This is a genomic window from Rhodococcus sp. 14-2470-1a (assembly GCF_002259425.1).
GTDB lineage: Bacteria > Actinomycetota > Actinomycetes > Mycobacteriales > Mycobacteriaceae > Rhodococcoides > Rhodococcoides fascians_E.
Window position 1 is genome coordinate 1 of the sequence record NZ_NPFZ01000005.1, and the last position, 16,571, is coordinate 16,571.

Consider the following 16,571-nt stretch of genomic DNA (forward strand, 5'->3'; position numbering starts at 1 on the left):
CTTCGGTTTTGACCTTCGACAAGCCAAAACCTAGACGGGGGACGGCGTGTGGCCGCTTAGGCGCGATTAGCGACCCACGAACGTGTCACAAGAGCCAGACATCATGACGACAGCCGGCGGTGGCACCTATCGCCGTGCAACAGACGGTAGCTCTCGGCCCCGTACTCCGTGTCACCGGCCAGTCAGTCGGCAACGGAGTTTAAGTCCGACTGTTCTCGTTCCACGAAAACGTATCTCTGGTGGAATATCCGGGCGACATCGCGCAAGTGGCCGGGGCATAGCTCGCTGATATCGCTTGACGATGCGGCCGACTGCGTCTCGTGCAGTATCACCGCAGCGCTCAGCATCGTTGTCGCAACGTAGAGAAAGTCAGCTGTGATGTTGAAGAGGTCGGTGGTTTCCTGCATGTGTTTGGTCGTCCAAGTGTAACCGTGGGCGAAGCCCGATGCGATTGAGTACATCGTTTTCGCCATGCCGGCCATCGGGGTGTGTTGTGGATTCACTGCTGTCTCGTCGACCCATGCAGAAGCCAGTTCGATCTGCTGCTCAATTGTTGGCGCTCCCGCCACCGCGTCCAAGTCGCTGAGTACATCGATCGCTTTGTCGAGGTCGGAACGTAACGCGGCGAGTTCGGACTCATACCGAGTCCCTTGAGATTCGTACCCAGCGACCTGCTTCGTCAGGAACTTCTTCTGTCCGAGTATCTCTGCTTTGACCATGCGCAGTGCGCGACTGCGACGTTCCGACCGTTCTGGCGGTGACAAGAGCCATACCGCCCGAGCGGACGACTCAAGCGCAGATCGACATAAAGTGACTACTGACATCGAGCGCATCTGCCCGTTGCGATCCCAGTCGTCGATCAGTCGAACAACCGTGGTCAAGTTCTCCGCAGCAGCCATCGTTGGGAAGAGCGCGTGGTCGCGAATTGGTGATGGCGATACGTTTTCAGTGACGACCGCCGAGAAATATCCGGAGTCGTCGAGATCGAGAGGACTGCCGGGTCGGGGCTGGCTCGGGTTGACACGCCATTTTTCGAAAAGCCTGGCCTCCTCGGTTCGTGAATCGATACGAGCGCGTGACGGAATCAATGCGCGTGACAGGAACGCCCGTGCAATCGCAGCTTCTGGTGACTCCAGGTTGCGAGGAAATCGAACGCGTGGGTGCCCGCCGGCATCCTTAGGTGACTTCTTCCAACGTGCGTTTTTCGGTTTGCCCATCACTCCCCCATCAGCGGAACCAGACCTTGCCTGACAGTAGGGCAGAGCACCGACAGCTAGGATTGGCTATAAATGAACTGTACTGGCGAAGGTGCAGTATTCGAAGGTGCGGTGTTCGTCTGACGCTGCGCGGCCGCCGGACTGCCGTCCGCCGGTATCTCGCCGACGAACAGTGGACTAGGACGCTACGCTGGCGCGCTGCTGATGCGGTGGCGGCCGTAAGCCGGACGGGCGATGGCGGTGAGCTGCTGTTCGCACAGCGACGAGGTGTCATCGGATGTGTGGAACTCGAGCAACACCTCGACCACGTCTCCGGCAGTCGCTCGGGGGAAGGATCCATCGTCGATCACCCAGCCCGGCACCCGCACCGACAACGTCCGACGCGGCACCGCCGAAGACTCTGCTCCTGGTGCATAGTCATGTCGTCACCGCGCGTCGGGCAAGTGGGGGCGTCCCGATCACCGGGTCGTCGGGGTGTAGCCACCGGCGCAACCGGCGCAGACCTTGCTCGTCGAGGCTCCCTCCGGCGATGACGACAGTCCAGTCGAAGTCGGCTGTACACCAGGAGACCTGAAACTGCGGGACGAGCACCGCCCACGGCTGCGTGGAGCGCGCCCGGCGGGAAAGGTAGACCGACGGTCCGCGCGAGGCCGGGGTGGTGGTCAGGTACGCGGTGAAGGCTCCTGAGTCGGCGTCGTGCAGATCCGCGCGGCGCACGGAGAAGTCGATCACCACGGGCAGCGATACCGCTTCTGCGACAACGTTGTTGTGGAACCAGGCAGCGGCCCGTTCCTGTTCGAGGCCGGGAGCGGGTCGGCCCGCTGCGCGCCGCGACTCCTCGTCGGTGACGACCGGACCATCCCACCGGAACGCCCCGGCATCGGCGGCATCGAGTGTCCGAAATTCCTGGTACACCGCGCCCTCGATGCCGTCTGCGGAGTGCTCGGCGACCACTGTTCCCGTTTCGGCGTCGACGACGATGCGAATGTCGGTCTGCTCTGTGCCGCCGACGGGGGGTCCGGCGGCGAGAGTGACTGCCCAACTGGGCCGTCCGGCCACGTCGACGTCGGTGACCGGTCCCGTCGGTGTCGCCCAGTGGTTGCCCACCCAGTGCGCGGCTCGTCGCCCGAACACCATCTCGTGGCCCGGACCAGCGAAGACCACCCGCCGCTGCGCAGTGCGCCGGGGGCGGTGCGGATCGTCACGAAAGTCCCATGCCGTATCGCCGTCACCGCAGAGCAGCAGCCGGCCGTCCAAGGATTCGATTCGGAAGCGGTGGCCCCACCGGGTGAGTTGGATTCCTGCGCTGGGGAGGTCGAGCAGGATGGGTGTCTCGCCGTAGGTTCCGGTGTACCAGACGACGGGTTCGTCGGTATGGCGGTAGGGCATCGCGATCCCCGTCACGGGGCGGTCGGGTCCGTCGACCATGGTGATAAGTACTTCGATCCAGGTGGTCATGAGCGCTCCTTGTTGGGTCTCGATGGTGGTGTACGGAGGCATCGTGGTGGCGTCCAGAAGGCATTCACCGGTGGCGTCGCCCGCGAATTCTTCGATAGCGGTGACCGATGAATGCGAACTGACACAGTGAATTCGGTGGCACCGGCGCGGAATGAAGCTTGCCAGTGAAGTCGCTCGGCGTCTCGTACGTCGGCGGCGAAAGATCGGCCGCGGGCGGCGGTGGCAGCACCAAGGACGCAGGGACGTTCTGTCCCCCGTCGATCGAAGACGCGGTGGCCGCGGGATCGTGGAAGTGATACCGGGTAGAGAACCAACAAACCCTCCGCGATGGCCCCGCGTAGTAACAACCGCGCCTAGGTAGCGGTGTTCGGTGCCTCGCGGGCGGATCAGTGCGCGGCGGCATTCTTTCGACGGCGGGAAGTGATCATCGGCTTACCGTAACCCATCCTCGTTCGGTACGTTGTCAGTCGGGACGGACGAACGCCGCGCAGCCAGGCCGTCGAACGAATCAGGTCGGTTTCACTGGTGTCTTTGCGTCGAGGTAGCCCCACCAGTCGATTCCGTTCCTATCAGGCCGGAGGTTGTTCGCGACGGTCCCCAACGGTTCTCCGATGTCGAAATCGGCCACTTCTCGGCCGAAGCGCTCAGCGTCTTCCGTCTCCGCAGCAGGATGCGGCCCCGATTTCGTCATACGAATTCCCAAAGTCTTCGCGACAGTCATGTACCGGTATACGACGCAGAACGCATCCGGGCCGTCCGTCCATGCGTCGGCAACACCGACACCCCACGCTTCGGACAACGAGCTTGTCGACAGGCGACGCAAGCACGCAGCCAAAGCCAACTCCGCCCAGGTCGACGAGAGACCACCGTATTGTTCCAACAGCTCACCGTGCCGGGGCGTGTATCGACGGACCGATGGAGAATAGAACTGGGCAGCAACTGATCCCGGCGGGAAATAGTCTTCGCGCAGTCCGTGCTGCTGTCGATCCACAAATAGCAGCATAAGACGGGCCGGGCAGCGGCTTCAGGGTGAGCCCGTTTCTCGCGTCGGCCGCAGCGCATCGCACCGGACCCTCGTTCACAGGACTACGGCTCGAGCTGGAACGATGCGTTGGTGCGTTCATTGATTGCGGCAGGGGCCATTGCGTTCTTCGTCGGCGGCCTGGTCTGTGTCGCTCTAGTTTCATGGTGGCTAGGGCAGCCGACGCAGTGTATTTCGAGCGCGCCGCTGACCTCGCTCATGAGCGAGCTTGCCGCACCGTCGACGAACTCCCTCTGCCCAGGCAGAGATGCCGATCTTGTTCCCTACCTGATCGCCGGGCCCGTGGCAGCTGCGGTCATCGGAGCGGTCTCTGGCCTCATCGCATGGCGCGCGGGATTTCGAGTGGCTCGCACTCGGTAGGTGGGACGCGGCCGCGGCGCGCGCCCTAGTGTGGTTGAGGAGCGCTGGTCTCGAGCTCCACGAGGATCCCAGCCTCACGGGTCCACGGACCGTCCTGCGGCGGGCTCATCGCGACCCACCCCGACGCGCCTTGGGGTGCGGGCCCGACGGGTACCAGGCCGAGCCGGAAACCCTTCTGTCCCTCAGGGACGGGTCCGAGGGTGTCCGTCGATGGCTGAGTGTGTCTGCCGGCGGAGTCGGGGTAGCTGACACGCGTGATCAGCTGACATCTGGTTACGACGCCGGTGGTCTCGGTGTCGATCGGGATCACCCCGGGCCAACCGGCCCCGAACGTCCCGGTCAGGGTTGCCGTGTCCTGATATAGGCGACTCGACCGGAAGTACGCGCGCCAGCCGTCGCCGTGCAACTGCATCGAGTAGGTACCCGGGTGGGATGTGCCGCTGGGGTCGATCCTCCCTGCTGAGAGTCGGCCCTCGTTCAATACCTCGACCCGCGCGAGAACACGGTTCGACATCTCGGGGTTGGCCTGCGGTCGGCCCTCCTGAAACTGCAGCAGGTAGCCGACACGATCACCTACCTCGGGGATGGATGCCATTCCATCCATGATGAAGTCCTCGGGAACGACAATCCGCAGCTGCGTCATCACCCCATCTTGCCCCTCGATGCACCGAGCAGTCTCTGGCCGGAAAGCTGCTTGGGGTCCTCCTCATAAATCTGCGCTTTGCCCCTCAGAGCTCGCTCGAAAATCACTTGTCATCGCGCCCAAATTCGACATCTTTACATGCGCGACAGAATTGCCGTCATGGAAGACTTGTTGCGGCACAACAGAAAAACGCTCCAAGCACCGTGTCGGCCAGCCGTATCGGCGGTCGGTGACATACTCCTTGAACAATGAGATCGCCATCTCGTACGATCGTGCGGTCGACACCGCGATCGGCGTGCGGCCTACGCCAGATCGCAGATGCACGATGAAGTCCTGCCCGGCGGCCGGTTCCCATTGCCACGTATAGGAAGTGGTGAACTGGGGGAATCGCCGGATCAACGTCAACCGCGGCCCAATCGTCCCCTCGTCGCTCAGGAAACGAGTGCGCTGCTGATGCTGCCAACCGGCCAACATCGCGTCGAACACTGCTTCTTCAGGATCAAGATGTACACCACCCCATCGGTCAACACCAGATGCGCCGCACCTGGGATATCAGCCCCACCCACGCGATGCATCAAACACAACAATGTTGAATCCTGTCCAGTGCGCGACCTATCTGCCCAGGTGAGGCTACGTGGGGAGCCCGACAACGGCTAGGCTGACACCCAGATAGACGAGCAGGTCATGGCATTCGTAACTGTTGTTACGCAGTTGCATCGAACGCAATTCCGCTCGTTTCGCTGTTTACAGCCCAATCTCGTTGACGGCGTTGCCGATAAGTGGCGCACGCTCGCGGCGATACATCTCGACGGAGTCGAGGCTGGCGTGGCCGGTCTGTCGGGCGATTGACGAACCGTCGGCGCCGTTGCGGGTGCCTTGGGTGACGAATCCGGCGCGGAGGGAGTGCCCACCAAGTTTCGTGAGAGTAGCGGGGTCGTAGCCAGCGTGTTCGGCGCGGCGGCGGATGGTCTGGTGAATCGCGGCACCGGACAGCGCGGTTGCACCGAGGTTGCCATTTTTTGCGACTGCTCGTAACAGCGGTGCCCGGGCTGCGGTGCGGGGCACTCCCCCACGGCACACATGCGCCTCGAACGGCTCGCCCTTGCGAAGTAGTCGGATTACAGAGGGACGGCCGCCAGCATCGAACGCGGCCACGACCTGTGCCCACCGGACGTACGCGCAGGGTGGGCACGTCTCGTGGGATTCGGTGTAGGGCAGGGCCTTGACCGCTCCCTTGCCCTCTTGGTCGGTTTTCGACTTCCGTAGCCGGATGTGGAGGCCATCGTGCCGGTGCACGGTGACATCTCCGCACGCCATCTCCGACAACTCGCTACGGCGGAAGGCGCCGGCGAACCCGAGCAGCAGGATCGCCGAATCCCGACGTTCGAGCACCTCGTCGGCCCAGCCTTGGCACCGCTTCCGCGCAGTCTCGACAAGTAGCTTGATGTCGTCGACAAGGAGTGGATCTCGCGGGCTGCGGGGCCGATCCCCCGCTGCGGCGTACTCCCGCCGGATCCCGGACAAGGTTGCGATGACGAGTTCGTGTGCAGACGGCGACATGTGGCCGGTTGTGCGGTGCTGGTGATTGATGGCCGCTATCCACGTGCCGAAGGTGGCGACGGCGTAAGCCCGCTCCCCCGTCTCGGTGCGGGTATCGGCGGCGTCGACGAGGTAAGCGGCGACGGTGATCGGGTGCGCCGGAAGCGTCACGTGACCATTCGCTGCGCACCAACTGGTGAAGCGTCTCCACGCAGCCGCGTAGGTCTTGCGCGTGCCCTCGGAACGGGAGGACTGCACGGCGGCCGCGATCCGCTTCGCGACGGCAGGCGGGATCTCCGGCTCGACCGCCAACGATCTGCCGCCCACGGGGCTGCCTGCGACATTGCTCACCGCAGGTGCACGGCCTGGTCGGAAGTCCATATCGGCAGCCTAGCGCAGGTCACCGACACATCTGCAGAGCAAAACTGTGCTGAACTGGCGTTTTGACATAGACGGTGCGGAAAATGCAATTTACAACGCCGATCGGACCAGGTGGCCAGGCGCGGCGTGCTCGAAGCATTTGACACATTGCAATACGGCTGAAGAATCTCGAATTACATAGTCTAGCAACCACATTCATTGCACCCCCTGTACGCCAAGGCGCAGTTCGTACCGAGTTGTGACAGACTTGTGACACCGAGAATTTCAGCCAAGATGCGAAACGCCCTGACCTGCAGAAATATAACCACAGGCACGGCCACGAGAGCCGCTAGGCGGATTAAAATCCGCTGCCTTACTTGTCCATTCAGATACAGCACAGTCTACGGCAGTCCACGACCACCTACGAAATACGCTGCTCGACAGCGAGATTGTGGATCCATGTGGACTCCGGTGCCCCCAGTCGGACTCGAACCGACACTTGACGGATTTTAAGTCCGCTGCCTCTGCCAATTGGGCTATAGGGGCGATTGCTGGGAACGCTGGTTCCAGCGGTGACGATCATATCGGTCCGCTACTGGGCGGGGATGACCGGTGGCACGAAGTCGAAGGTCATGCCCAGGAGCCACACCAGCAGCAGGACGACTGGGAAGTGGAAGATGAACTGCAGGAACGTGAATCCGATGAGATCACGTGCCCGCAGGCCCAGTACGGCGAGGAGCGGAAGCATGAAGAACGGGTTGATGAGGTTCGGCAGGGCCTCGGCGACGTTGTAAATCTGGACGGTCCAGCCCAGGTTCATCTGCACGTCGGTAGCCGATTGCATGACGTAGGGGGCTTCGACCAGCCATTTACCTCCACCGGAGGGCACGAACAGCCCGAGGATCACGGTGTAGATCGCGATGACCACAGCAAAACCGCCGCCGCTGCCGATGTCGGTGAAGAAGTTCGCGAGGTGCTCGGAGATCGTGACGCCTCCCCGTCCCTCGGCCTCGACCAGAATGGCAGCCATCGCCGCGTACAGCGGAAATTGAACGAGTATGCCCGCGGTGGCCGGCACTGCTTTGGACACTGCGTCGAGAAACCTTCTGGGCGTTCCGTGCAGGACGAGACCGAGGATCAGGAAGACCAGAAGATAGCCGTTCAGGCTCGACACCACCGACAGCACGGGCAACGTCAGTAGCTGCGACACAAGCCATCCCAGCGTCATTGCACCGATAAGCAACGGAAGGACCCGACTGTACTCGAGCCACTCGCCGGGACGCGACCGCGGAGCCGGCTCGTCGATCGTGTCGTCGAGATCGACGCCCATGCTCTCCGCAGTCTTGATCGCCGCGCCCTTCGGAGCGGACAGATGCGCTATGACGACGGTGATCACCGTGATGATCAAACAGGTCACCAACGATTGCCACGTGAAGATCGTCTTGCCGAAATCGAGAACACCGGTGATCTGCAGCAGCGGTCCAGGCAGGGAACTCGCAGTTGCCTGCAATTGTGCCGCGGACGAGGACATTCCGAGTGCCCACACCGCACCGAGCCCCATGAAGGCTGCGGCACCGAGAGCCCGGTAGTCGGCCTGCATGTCCGACCGTCGCGCGATCGCGCGAGCGAGCAGACCGCTGAAGACCAAACTCAATCCCCAGTTCAGAAACGACACCGTACAGGAGAGCAGGGCCACGAAACTCACTGCGCTACTGGGTGAACGAGGTAGTAGCGCCAGTCGGGTGATCAGCCGCGCCACCGGAGGCGACGTCGCAACGACGTACCCGGTGAGCACCACCATCGCCATCTGCAGCGTGAACGCCGTCAGATCCCAGAAACCCCCACCGAAGGCGTCGACGACGTTCTGCGGCGACGACCCGTTCGCGAACGCCGCCACCGCGACGACGACAACGCCCACCAAAGCGAAGATGTAGGCGTCGGGGAACCATTTTTCGGTGGCTCGAGCCAGTCCTTGCGCGAGTCGTGCCAGGCCCTTCTCTGCGGGTGCCTGCGTCGTCGTCATCGATGATCCTCGTTTCGGCGTAGTCCCCTGCGCGTGCGTGTCGCACGTCACAGAGTTCACCGAATCGGACACCGACGCAAGGAGCATCGCCGCAGGTACTACCTGCGAATCTGCAGAACTACGCCTTCACGGACAGGGCGATGCCGTCGAGAATGTCGTGCTCACTGACCACCAGGGTGCTGACGGCGCCGCGACGCTCGAACTCCTCGGCCAGAACACTGGTCACGATGGCACCGCCACCGATGACGTCGACCCGTCCGGGGTGCATGGGCCCCAACGCCGCTCGGTCTGCGCGAGTCATTCCGATCAGACGGTCGCACACGTCGAACAGGTCTCCGAAGGACACTCGTGTCAGGTGGACCTTGTCCGCGTCGTACTCCTGCAGACCTGCAGCGATGGCGGCGATGGTGGTCATGGTGCCCGCGACGCCGACCCAACTCGAGGCCTCGCCGATGTTGACGTCCTCGAACGCTTCCTCCAACTTCTCGCGGGCGTACGCGCGAGCTCCGGCGATCTCGTCGGCGGTGGGCGGATCGGAGTGCAGAAAACGCTCGGTCAGACGGACGCACCCGATGTTGGCGGAAAACGCCGCACGCACACCCTTGCGATCACCCAGAACAAGTTCGGTGGACCCGCCGCCGAGGTCGACGACGACGAACGGTGCACCCTTGGCGTCGAGTTCGCCGACGGCACCGGCGAACGACAGCCGTGCTTCCTCGTCACCGGTGATGACCTCGGCGACCGAACCGGGCACGATGGGATCCAGAATCTCCCGCGTCATCGCGAAGAAGTCGTCGCGGTTCGCGGCGTCGCGGGTGGCGGACGTCGCGACCATGCGCAGCGCCGACACACCGGCTTCGCGAATGATGCCAGCGTATTCCTCGAGAGCGACGCGGGTGCGTTCGATCGCCTCGGGCGCAAAGGAACCCGTCGCGTCGACGCCTTGGCCGAGGCGCACGACGCGCATCTCCCGCGCAACATCCGTCAGAACACCGTCTTTGATGTCCGCAACGAGGAGGCGAATGGAATTGGTGCCGCAATCGATGGCTGCTACCCGAGTCATGAAGTCTCTCCGCGAAGTTCGGCGATGGTCGGCCAGTCGGCGGGAATTGCGGTGCCGCGCAACGAGGTCTCGGCGGCGAGCGCCACCGACTCGTCACCGAGTGGGTTGACGCCCGGGCCCTTGGCGAGGGAGTGAGCGATCAACACGTGCAGGCACTTGACCCGATCCGGCATACCTCCGCCGGTGAAATCGGTTCCGAGAGATTCGATATCGTTGCGCTCGGCCAGGTAGGACTCGTGCGCGCGGCGATATCCGGCGGCCAGTTCCTCGTCCTCGGCCAACCGAAGAGTCATGTCTCGCATCACGCCCGCCGATTCCTGACGGCTGGCCTCGGCCGTCAAGCGCGGATCCGTCAGATAGAACAGGGTGGGGAACGGGGTGCCGTCGGGCAGCTTGGGCGCAGTTTTCACCACACCGGGCCTACCGTCCGGGGATCGATACGCGATGGCGAGAACACCGCGGGGTTCGCGTCCGAGTTGAGCCGCTACGGCGTCGAGATCTTCCTTCGAGACTGCCGAGCTCACCCGACCGGTCCTCCTTCGATGTCCGGTGCAGGCTCGGGCAGAACAGCCCGATCCGGCACCACTTCTTGTTCCTCCACGGGCCCCTGCGGTTGCACCGCGGACTCCCACAGGTCCCGGTACCACGGGCCTTCGGATTGCTTGGTGGTTTCCACGTCGTCCACCGGCGGACCGACGTCCCCCGGCAACTGCACCGTGTACGGCGTCTCCCCCGGCATCACCCAGCGGAGCCTGGACTTCGCATTGGCTGCGATGCGCGTCGGGTCGTTCAGTTGCGTCTTCTCGAGCTCCAGGTCCTTGACGTCCTGCTCGAGTCCGGTGCGCTCGGCGAGGACCTGCTCGAGCTCGGCGCGCTGCGAAAAATAGGTCCGCAGCGGCATCGCGAGCGTCAACGCCAACGCGCACACGACGACAGCGAGGACCACGGCCTTGGCCGTCGACAGGCCGAGAAACGTGCGCTCACCGCCGGACGAAGCCCGCGCGCCCACCCGTCGGGGAGCTGCTTTGCCGCCGACCACGGCGTCACGCGCCTGATCGGACGGCTCCGGCGCCGGTTGACCGGAGCTGCGCTCGTCTCCCGACGCAGCTCCGGACGTCCGGCCCCGGGATGCAGAGCGACCACGAGGCCGGGGATCACGCCCACCTGGGCTTGTCCCGGATCTTCCTCGTCGTGCCGCCATGCAATCACCCTCGTCGAATCGAGCCGAAAACTATCCCTCGTAATTGAACCGGGGGAAAGCCAGCTCACCCGAGTAACGCGCCGCGTCACCCAGAGCTTCTTCGATTCTCAGCAACTGGTTGTACTTCGCAACGCGCTCGGAACGCGCGGGCGCACCCGTCTTGATCTGACCGCTGCCGACGGCAACCGCCAGGTCGGCGATGGTGGTGTCCTCGGTCTCGCCGGACCGGTGGCTCATCATCGTCTTGTAGCCGTTGCGGTGCGCGAGGTCGACGGCGTCGAGGGTCTCGGTAAGCGTGCCGATCTGGTTGACCTTCACCAGCAGCGCGTTGGCCGCACCCTTGACAATGCCGTCCTCGAGACGCTCCGGGTTGGTGACGAAGAGGTCGTCGCCGACGAGCTGCACCTTGTCACCGATGGCCTCGGTGAGGGCAACCCAGCCGTCCCAGTCGTTCTCGTCCAGCGGATCCTCGATGGAGACGAGCGGGTAGGCGTCGACGAGTTCGCCGTAGAACGCCGACAGCTCCTCGGCGGACTTGGTAGCGCGCTCGAAGGCGTAGCCGGTGCCTGCGGTGTAGAACTCGGTGGCTGCGACGTCGAGTGCGAGCGCCACATCCTGTCCGGGCTTGAGGCCGGTCTTGGCGATGGCGTCGAGAATGAGGTCGAGCGCTTCCTTGGTTCCGGCCAGGTCGGGCGCGAAGCCGCCCTCGTCGCCGAGGCCCGTCGACAGGCCCTTGGCCTTCAGAACCGACTTGAGGGAGTGGTAGACCTCGGCACCCCAGCGCAGGGATTCCTTGAAGGTAGGCGCACCGATGGGCGCGATCATGAACTCCTGGACGTCGACGCCACTGTCCGCGTGCGCGCCACCGTTGATGATGTTCATCATCGGTACGGGAAGGATGTGTGCGTTCGGTCCGCCGAGGTAACGGAAGAGCTCGAGTCCAGCGGACTCCGCAGCCGCCTTCGCCACCGCGAGGGAAACACCGAGCAGCGAGTTCGCGCCGAGACGCGCTTTGCTCGGGGTGCCGTCGAGATCGAGAAGAGCCTGGTCGACGGCCCGCTGCTCGATGGCGTCGAGGCCGATGACAGCCGGTGCGATCTCGTCGAGAACAGCGTTGACGGCCTTCTCGACGCCCTTGCCGCCGTAACGCTCGCCGCCGTCACGAAGCTCGACTGCCTCGTGCTCACCGGTGGACGCTCCGGAAGGAACCGCTGCGCGGGTCAGTGTTCCGTCGTCCAGTGCGACCTCGACCTCGACCGTGGGGTTGCCACGGGAGTCGAGAATCTCGCGAGCTCCGACCTGCTCAATGATGGCCACGAATGCTTCTCCTTGTAACGGGGGCGGGCGGGTAAGTGCCGGGTGTCAGACTAGCCGCTCGCCTGACCTCCCCGCGACGCACAGGAGCGGAGCCTGCGGAGTGACCAGGGAAAGACAGGAGCGGAGCCTGCGGAGTGACCAGGGAAAGACAGGAGCGGAGCCTGCGGAGTGACCAGGGAAAGCAAGAGCGGAGCCTGCGGAGTCACGCAGTGGTGCCGACTGAATAGGCGGCTGCAGCGTCGCGGACGTCTCGGAGATAGACACCGGACTGGTTGTAGGCCATGAGCGCGCGCTCCCACCCTTCCGCGGTGCGCAGATCACCTCCGCGCGCGCAGAGATAGCGAGCTGCGGTCAGAGCTGCGTCGTCGAGGTTGTCGGGATCGGCGATACCGTCACCGTTGGCGTCGACGCCCCATTTCTTCCAGGTCTCGGGAATGAACTGCATCGGGCCCATCGCGCGGTCGTGCACCGGATCGCCGTCGAGTTGGCCGCCATCGGTGTCGGGAATTTCGGCGACGCCCGGGCCGCCGTCCAATGGGATGCCGCGAATTGCGGGCGACACAAGACCGTCGGGGGCGACGGACGAGCCCTGGTACGTGCCGTGGCGACTTTCGATGTAGCCGATTCCGGCGAGCGTCGTCCAGGCGATGCCGCAGCCGGGTGCCGTGTCGGACATGATCGCGGCGGCGTGACCGTAGGCCGCCAACGCCGGAACCGAGATGTTCATGGCGTCGGCCTGGGGCTCCGCCCAGTCGAGCAGGAGGTCCGCCGTTCTCCCCTGTGCGTTGAAGTCGATCTCGGGCACCGGCGTTCCCGCTCCGGGAGGAATGCCTTCGGGAATCGCACGCGGCGGTTCCGACGAGCCGCACGCCGCAGCCAACAGACCCACCGCGACCACAGCAACGACGTAGGCCACTCGCTTCTTCACAGGTCCATCCTGCACACGAAAAGTAATAGAAACCTAAAGCGCCGAGCATGTGCAGGTCAAAGGGGTTTTCCAATATGCACGAGGGTGTATGTTGCTCTCAACCACATGAGGGTTCCCTACCCTTTCTCGCAACGCTTCAGGAGCACCGAACGTGTCCGTCCTAGCCGCTCCGCCCATCGCCACCCAAATGTTCGGAAGCGGGTTGATCGGCCTCCGTGAAGGCCTGGAAACGGGCATCGTCGTCATGATCCTGGTCGCCTTCCTCGTCAAGGCCGAGCGGCGCGACGCGTTGAAGTGGGTCTGGTTGGGAGTCGGGCTGGCTGTTGCCATGGTGGCAGCGATCTTTTTCGTCATTCACTACGGAACGTCGACGGTCACCGGACTGACCGCGGAGATCATCGCCGGAGCCGCCTCGCTGGTCGCCGTCGGCATCGTCACCGCGATGGTGCTGTGGATGCGCACCGCTGCCAAGGACATCTCCGGCGAACTCCGCTCCGGCATGGAGCGAGCGTTGACCGTCGGACCACTCGCGGTCCTGGCGCTGTCGTTCTTCGCCGTCGGACGCGAAGGCGTCGAAACTGCGTTGCTGATGGTCGGATACGCGGAGAACACGGGCGGCAGTTCGTGGCCGCTGCTGGGACTTCTGCTGGGAATCGTCGCCGCCGCCGGACTGACGGTTCTGCTGTACTTCGGCGCCATCCGCATCAATTTCGCGGTGTTCTTCAAATACACCGGCATCTTCCTGATCGTCGTCGCGGCAGGCATTCTCGCGTACGGAATCCGTGCACTGCAGATCGGCGGGATTCTGCCCGGCGGAGGTTCGACGGCCTTCGACATCACCGCGCAGTTCGACGCGTCCAGTTGGTACGGAACCGTCCTCGCCGGCATCTTCAACTTCCGACCCGAACCCACCGTCCTGCAGGTCACCGGATGGGTGCTCTACCTCGCTGTCGTTCTCTACCTGTTCCTTCGGCCGGTTCGCGTACCCGAACCCGCAGTCACCTCATGAAAGGCACTCCCTTGCGCCGTACCACCTTTGCGCTGGCCGCACTCGCGGCTCTGCCGCTCGCTCTCGCCGGCTGCACCGAGAAATCGTCGTCCGACGGCGGATCCGAGTCCGGTTCCGGCGACATCGCCGTCGCCGCCAGCGACACCACGTGCGATGTCGCGACGTCCGAAGGAACGACCGGCAACTCGACGTTCCAGATCACGAACAACGGAACCAAGGTCACCGAGTTCTACGTCTACGGCGAAGGCGACCGTGTCATGGGCGAGGTCGAGAACATTGGACCGGGCCTGACGCGCCAGCTCATCGTCGCCCTGCCCGACCCGGGCACCTACCAGACCGCCTGCAAGGCAGGAATGGTCGGCGACGGAATCCGCGCAGACTTCGTCGTCTCCGGCGACGCCGTGCGTCAGGCCGACGAGAACGGACTGCTCGACGAGGCAGCAACCGGCTACAAAAGATACGTCGTCAGTCAGGTCGACGCGCTCCAGGAGACCACGGCATCGTTCGTCGCCGCCGTGAAGTCCGGCGACATCGAAGCCGCAAAGACCCAGTTCCCCGTCACCCGCAGCTACTACGAGCGAATCGAACCGGTTGCCGAGGCGTTCCCCGACGACCTCGACCCGCGCATCGATCTGCGTGAACCGGACGTCGAGCCCGGTGACACCTGGACCGGCTTCCACCGCATCGAGAAAGATCTCTGGGAGCAGGGACTGCAGCCCGACACGAACCAGATGGCCGATCAGCTTCAGGCCGACATTGCAGAACTCGCCGAGAAGGTCAAGGCCGAGGACTTCACCATCGACCCCATTCAGGTCGCAGGTGGCGCCCAGGGACTGCTCGACGAGGTGGCCAAGACCAAGATCAGCGGTGAGGAAGACTTCTTCTCGCACACCGACCTATGGGACTTCCAGGCGAACGTCGACGGCTCCCAGGCAGCAGTTGCCGCAGTGCGTCCGATCATCGATCAGAACGACGCAGAACTGGGATCGGCCATCGATGCACGCTTCGCCGAGCTCGACGCCGAACTGGCCGAGTACCGCCAGGGCGACGGCTTCGTCTTCTACGACACCGTCACCGAACCCCAGCGTCAGGAACTCTCCAACAAGATCGACGCACTGTCCGCCGAGGTAAGTCAGGTACAGGGTGTCGTTGCCGGACAGTAATACTTCTCGCTTCTCTCGGCGGCGCCTGTTCGGCGCCGTCGGGGTGGGCGCGGCCCTCGTCGGGACGGGAGCCGTTGCCGCATGCACGGAGTCGGACGAGGACCAAGCGTCGGACATCGTGGAATTCCGCGGAGCGCACCAGGCCGGCATCGTCACTCCGGCACAGGACCGCATGCACTTCGTCGCATTCGACATCACCACCGAGTCACGCGACGAATTCGTTGCGCTGCTCCAGAAGTGGACGCTCATGGCGGAGCGGCTCACCCGGGGCGAAGAAACATTCGACGGTGGCGCTGTCGGCGCGGGTGAGTACCGCCCGCCGTCGGACACCGGTGAGGCATTGGGATTGTCCGCGTCGTCGTTGACCCTGACGATCGGATTCGGGCCCGGACTGTTCACTCGCTTCGGGCTTGCGGATCTCAAGCCGACGTCCCTGGCCGACCTGCAGCACTTTCCCGCCGACAATCTCGACGAACGCCGCTCCGGCGGCGACCTCTGCATCCAGGCCTGCGCCAACGACCCGCAGGTCGCAGTCCACGCCATCCGCAACCTCGCACGCGTCGGATTCGGCACCGTATCCGTCAAGTGGTCCCAACTCGGATTCGGGCGCACGTCCTCGACGTCGACCACCCAGGCGACACCACGAAATCTGTTCGGATTCAAAGACGGAACGGCAAACCTCAAAGCCGAGGATCCCGAACTGCTCGACGATTACATCTGGGTCGGGGAAGACGACGATCAACCATGGATGGCCGGAGGCTCGTACCTCGTTGCGCGTCGAATCCGCATGCTGATCGAATCCTGGGATCGGACCACGCTGAAGGAGCAGGAACGAGTCATCGGGCGCAGTAAGGGAACCGGCGCACCCCTGGGCCTGAAAGACGAATTCGACGCTCTCGACCTCGATTCCAAGGGTCCTGAAGGATTGCTGATCGACTCCGACGCCCACGTGCGTCTCGCCTCGAAGGAGAACCTAGACGGCATCCAAATCCTCAGGCGCGGTTACAACTTCACCGACGGCTCCGACGGCTTCGGTCACCTGGACGCAGGACTGTTCTTCATTGCGTACTGCCGAGACCCACTCGAGCAGTTCGTGCCCATGCAGCTGGCCCTGGCCCGCAAAGACCTACTGAACGAATACATCCAACACGTCGGCTCCGCCGTCTTCGCCTGCCCGCCCGGGTTGGGTGAATCGGAATTCTGGGGGTCTACCCTCTTCGCTTGAATGGTTCATTCTTACGACCGGAC

17 protein-coding genes and 1 tRNA gene are annotated in these 16,571 nt (G+C 63.8%); 4 read left to right on the forward strand and 14 right to left on the reverse strand.

Annotated features, from left to right (window positions below):
• Positions 1 to 182: 182 nt before the first annotated feature.
• The 3 genes from CH292_RS28495 to CH292_RS02495 form a co-directional block, all read right to left on the reverse strand.
• Entirely contained in the window at positions 183 to 1,217 is a 1,035-nt protein-coding gene (locus tag CH292_RS28495) for a hypothetical protein (protein WP_143545713.1), read from the reverse strand.
• A gap of 185 nt (positions 1,218 to 1,402) precedes the next feature.
• On the reverse strand, positions 1,403 to 1,606 hold the full coding sequence (locus CH292_RS28500; RefSeq protein ID WP_143545714.1) for a hypothetical protein: 204 nt from the start codon (positions 1,604 to 1,606) through the stop codon (positions 1,403 to 1,405).
• 28 nt (positions 1,607 to 1,634) lie between these two features.
• Positions 1,635 to 2,675 carry a hypothetical protein gene (locus CH292_RS02495; protein WP_143545715.1) on the reverse strand — a complete coding sequence of 347 codons (1,041 nt, stop codon included), beginning with the start codon at positions 2,673 to 2,675 and terminating at the stop codon, positions 1,635 to 1,637.
• Positions 2,676 to 2,833: 158 nt separating this feature from the next.
• Here CH292_RS02495 and CH292_RS28795 point away from each other — a divergent pair, with 158 nt between their 5' ends.
• On the forward strand, positions 2,834 to 2,971 hold the full coding sequence (locus tag CH292_RS28795) for a hypothetical protein (RefSeq protein WP_179277893.1): 138 nt from the start codon (positions 2,834 to 2,836) through the stop codon (positions 2,969 to 2,971).
• 212 nt (positions 2,972 to 3,183) lie between these two features.
• Here the strand turns inward: CH292_RS28795 and CH292_RS02500 are convergent, their stop codons facing one another.
• From CH292_RS02500 to CH292_RS02550, 11 genes are all read right to left on the reverse strand, one after another.
• Positions 3,184 to 3,555, reverse strand: a complete 372-nt coding sequence (locus tag CH292_RS02500; protein WP_094653922.1) for a hypothetical protein — start codon at positions 3,553 to 3,555, stop codon at positions 3,184 to 3,186.
• A 547-nt stretch (positions 3,556 to 4,102) separates the two neighbouring features.
• Positions 4,103 to 4,720, reverse strand: coding sequence for a hypothetical protein (locus CH292_RS02505; protein WP_094653923.1), 618 nt, complete (start codon positions 4,718 to 4,720; stop codon positions 4,103 to 4,105).
• A gap of 63 nt (positions 4,721 to 4,783) precedes the next feature.
• Positions 4,784 to 5,206, reverse strand: a complete 423-nt coding sequence (locus CH292_RS02510) for a hypothetical protein (RefSeq protein WP_256977867.1) — start codon at positions 5,204 to 5,206, stop codon at positions 4,784 to 4,786.
• A gap of 258 nt (positions 5,207 to 5,464) precedes the next feature.
• The gene (locus tag CH292_RS02515; RefSeq protein WP_094653924.1) at positions 5,465 to 6,640 is read right to left on the reverse strand and encodes a site-specific integrase; all 1,176 of its coding nucleotides are present in this window, start codon (positions 6,638 to 6,640) and stop codon (positions 5,465 to 5,467) included.
• Between the two features lie 451 nt (positions 6,641 to 7,091).
• Positions 7,092 to 7,165, reverse strand: a tRNA-Leu gene (locus CH292_RS02520).
• A gap of 46 nt (positions 7,166 to 7,211) precedes the next feature.
• Positions 7,212 to 8,642, reverse strand: coding sequence for a short-chain fatty acid transporter (locus CH292_RS02525; RefSeq protein ID WP_026347701.1), 1,431 nt, complete (start codon positions 8,640 to 8,642; stop codon positions 7,212 to 7,214).
• Between the two features lie 118 nt (positions 8,643 to 8,760).
• Entirely contained in the window at positions 8,761 to 9,705 is a 945-nt protein-coding gene (locus tag CH292_RS02530) for a Ppx/GppA phosphatase family protein (RefSeq protein ID WP_094653925.1), read from the reverse strand.
• Positions 9,702 to 10,229, reverse strand: a complete 528-nt coding sequence (locus tag CH292_RS02535; protein ID WP_094653926.1) for a DUF501 domain-containing protein — start codon at positions 10,227 to 10,229, stop codon at positions 9,702 to 9,704. The genes CH292_RS02530 and CH292_RS02535 overlap by 4 nt, the downstream gene beginning before the upstream one ends.
• A complete protein-coding gene (locus CH292_RS02540) occupies positions 10,226 to 10,906 on the reverse strand; it encodes a septum formation initiator family protein (protein WP_230594178.1) in 681 nt (226 codons plus the stop codon). The genes CH292_RS02535 and CH292_RS02540 overlap by 4 nt, the downstream gene beginning before the upstream one ends.
• Before the next feature lie 30 nt (positions 10,907 to 10,936).
• On the reverse strand, positions 10,937 to 12,223 hold the full coding sequence (gene eno, locus CH292_RS02545; protein ID WP_020111364.1) for a phosphopyruvate hydratase: 1,287 nt from the start codon (positions 12,221 to 12,223) through the stop codon (positions 10,937 to 10,939).
• Positions 12,224 to 12,425: 202 nt separating this feature from the next.
• Positions 12,426 to 13,151, reverse strand: coding sequence for a lytic transglycosylase domain-containing protein (locus tag CH292_RS02550; RefSeq protein WP_033190783.1), 726 nt, complete (start codon positions 13,149 to 13,151; stop codon positions 12,426 to 12,428).
• Between the two features lie 151 nt (positions 13,152 to 13,302).
• Here CH292_RS02550 and efeU point away from each other — a divergent pair, with 151 nt between their 5' ends.
• Genes efeU through efeB form a run of 3 tightly spaced genes read left to right on the forward strand, consistent with a single transcriptional unit; the run spans position 13,303 to position 16,548 of the window.
• Positions 13,303 to 14,160 (forward strand): iron uptake transporter permease EfeU, encoded by an 858-nt coding sequence (gene efeU, locus CH292_RS02555; protein ID WP_019664573.1) that lies wholly within the window; start codon positions 13,303 to 13,305, stop codon positions 14,158 to 14,160.
• Positions 14,157 to 15,323, forward strand: a complete 1,167-nt coding sequence (efeO, locus tag CH292_RS02560) for an iron uptake system protein EfeO (RefSeq protein WP_094626284.1) — start codon at positions 14,157 to 14,159, stop codon at positions 15,321 to 15,323. The genes efeU and efeO overlap by 4 nt, the downstream gene beginning before the upstream one ends.
• Entirely contained in the window at positions 15,304 to 16,548 is a 1,245-nt protein-coding gene (efeB, locus tag CH292_RS02565; RefSeq protein WP_094626283.1) for an iron uptake transporter deferrochelatase/peroxidase subunit, read from the forward strand. The genes efeO and efeB overlap by 20 nt, the downstream gene beginning before the upstream one ends.
• The last annotated feature ends 23 nt before the right edge of the window (positions 16,549 to 16,571 follow it).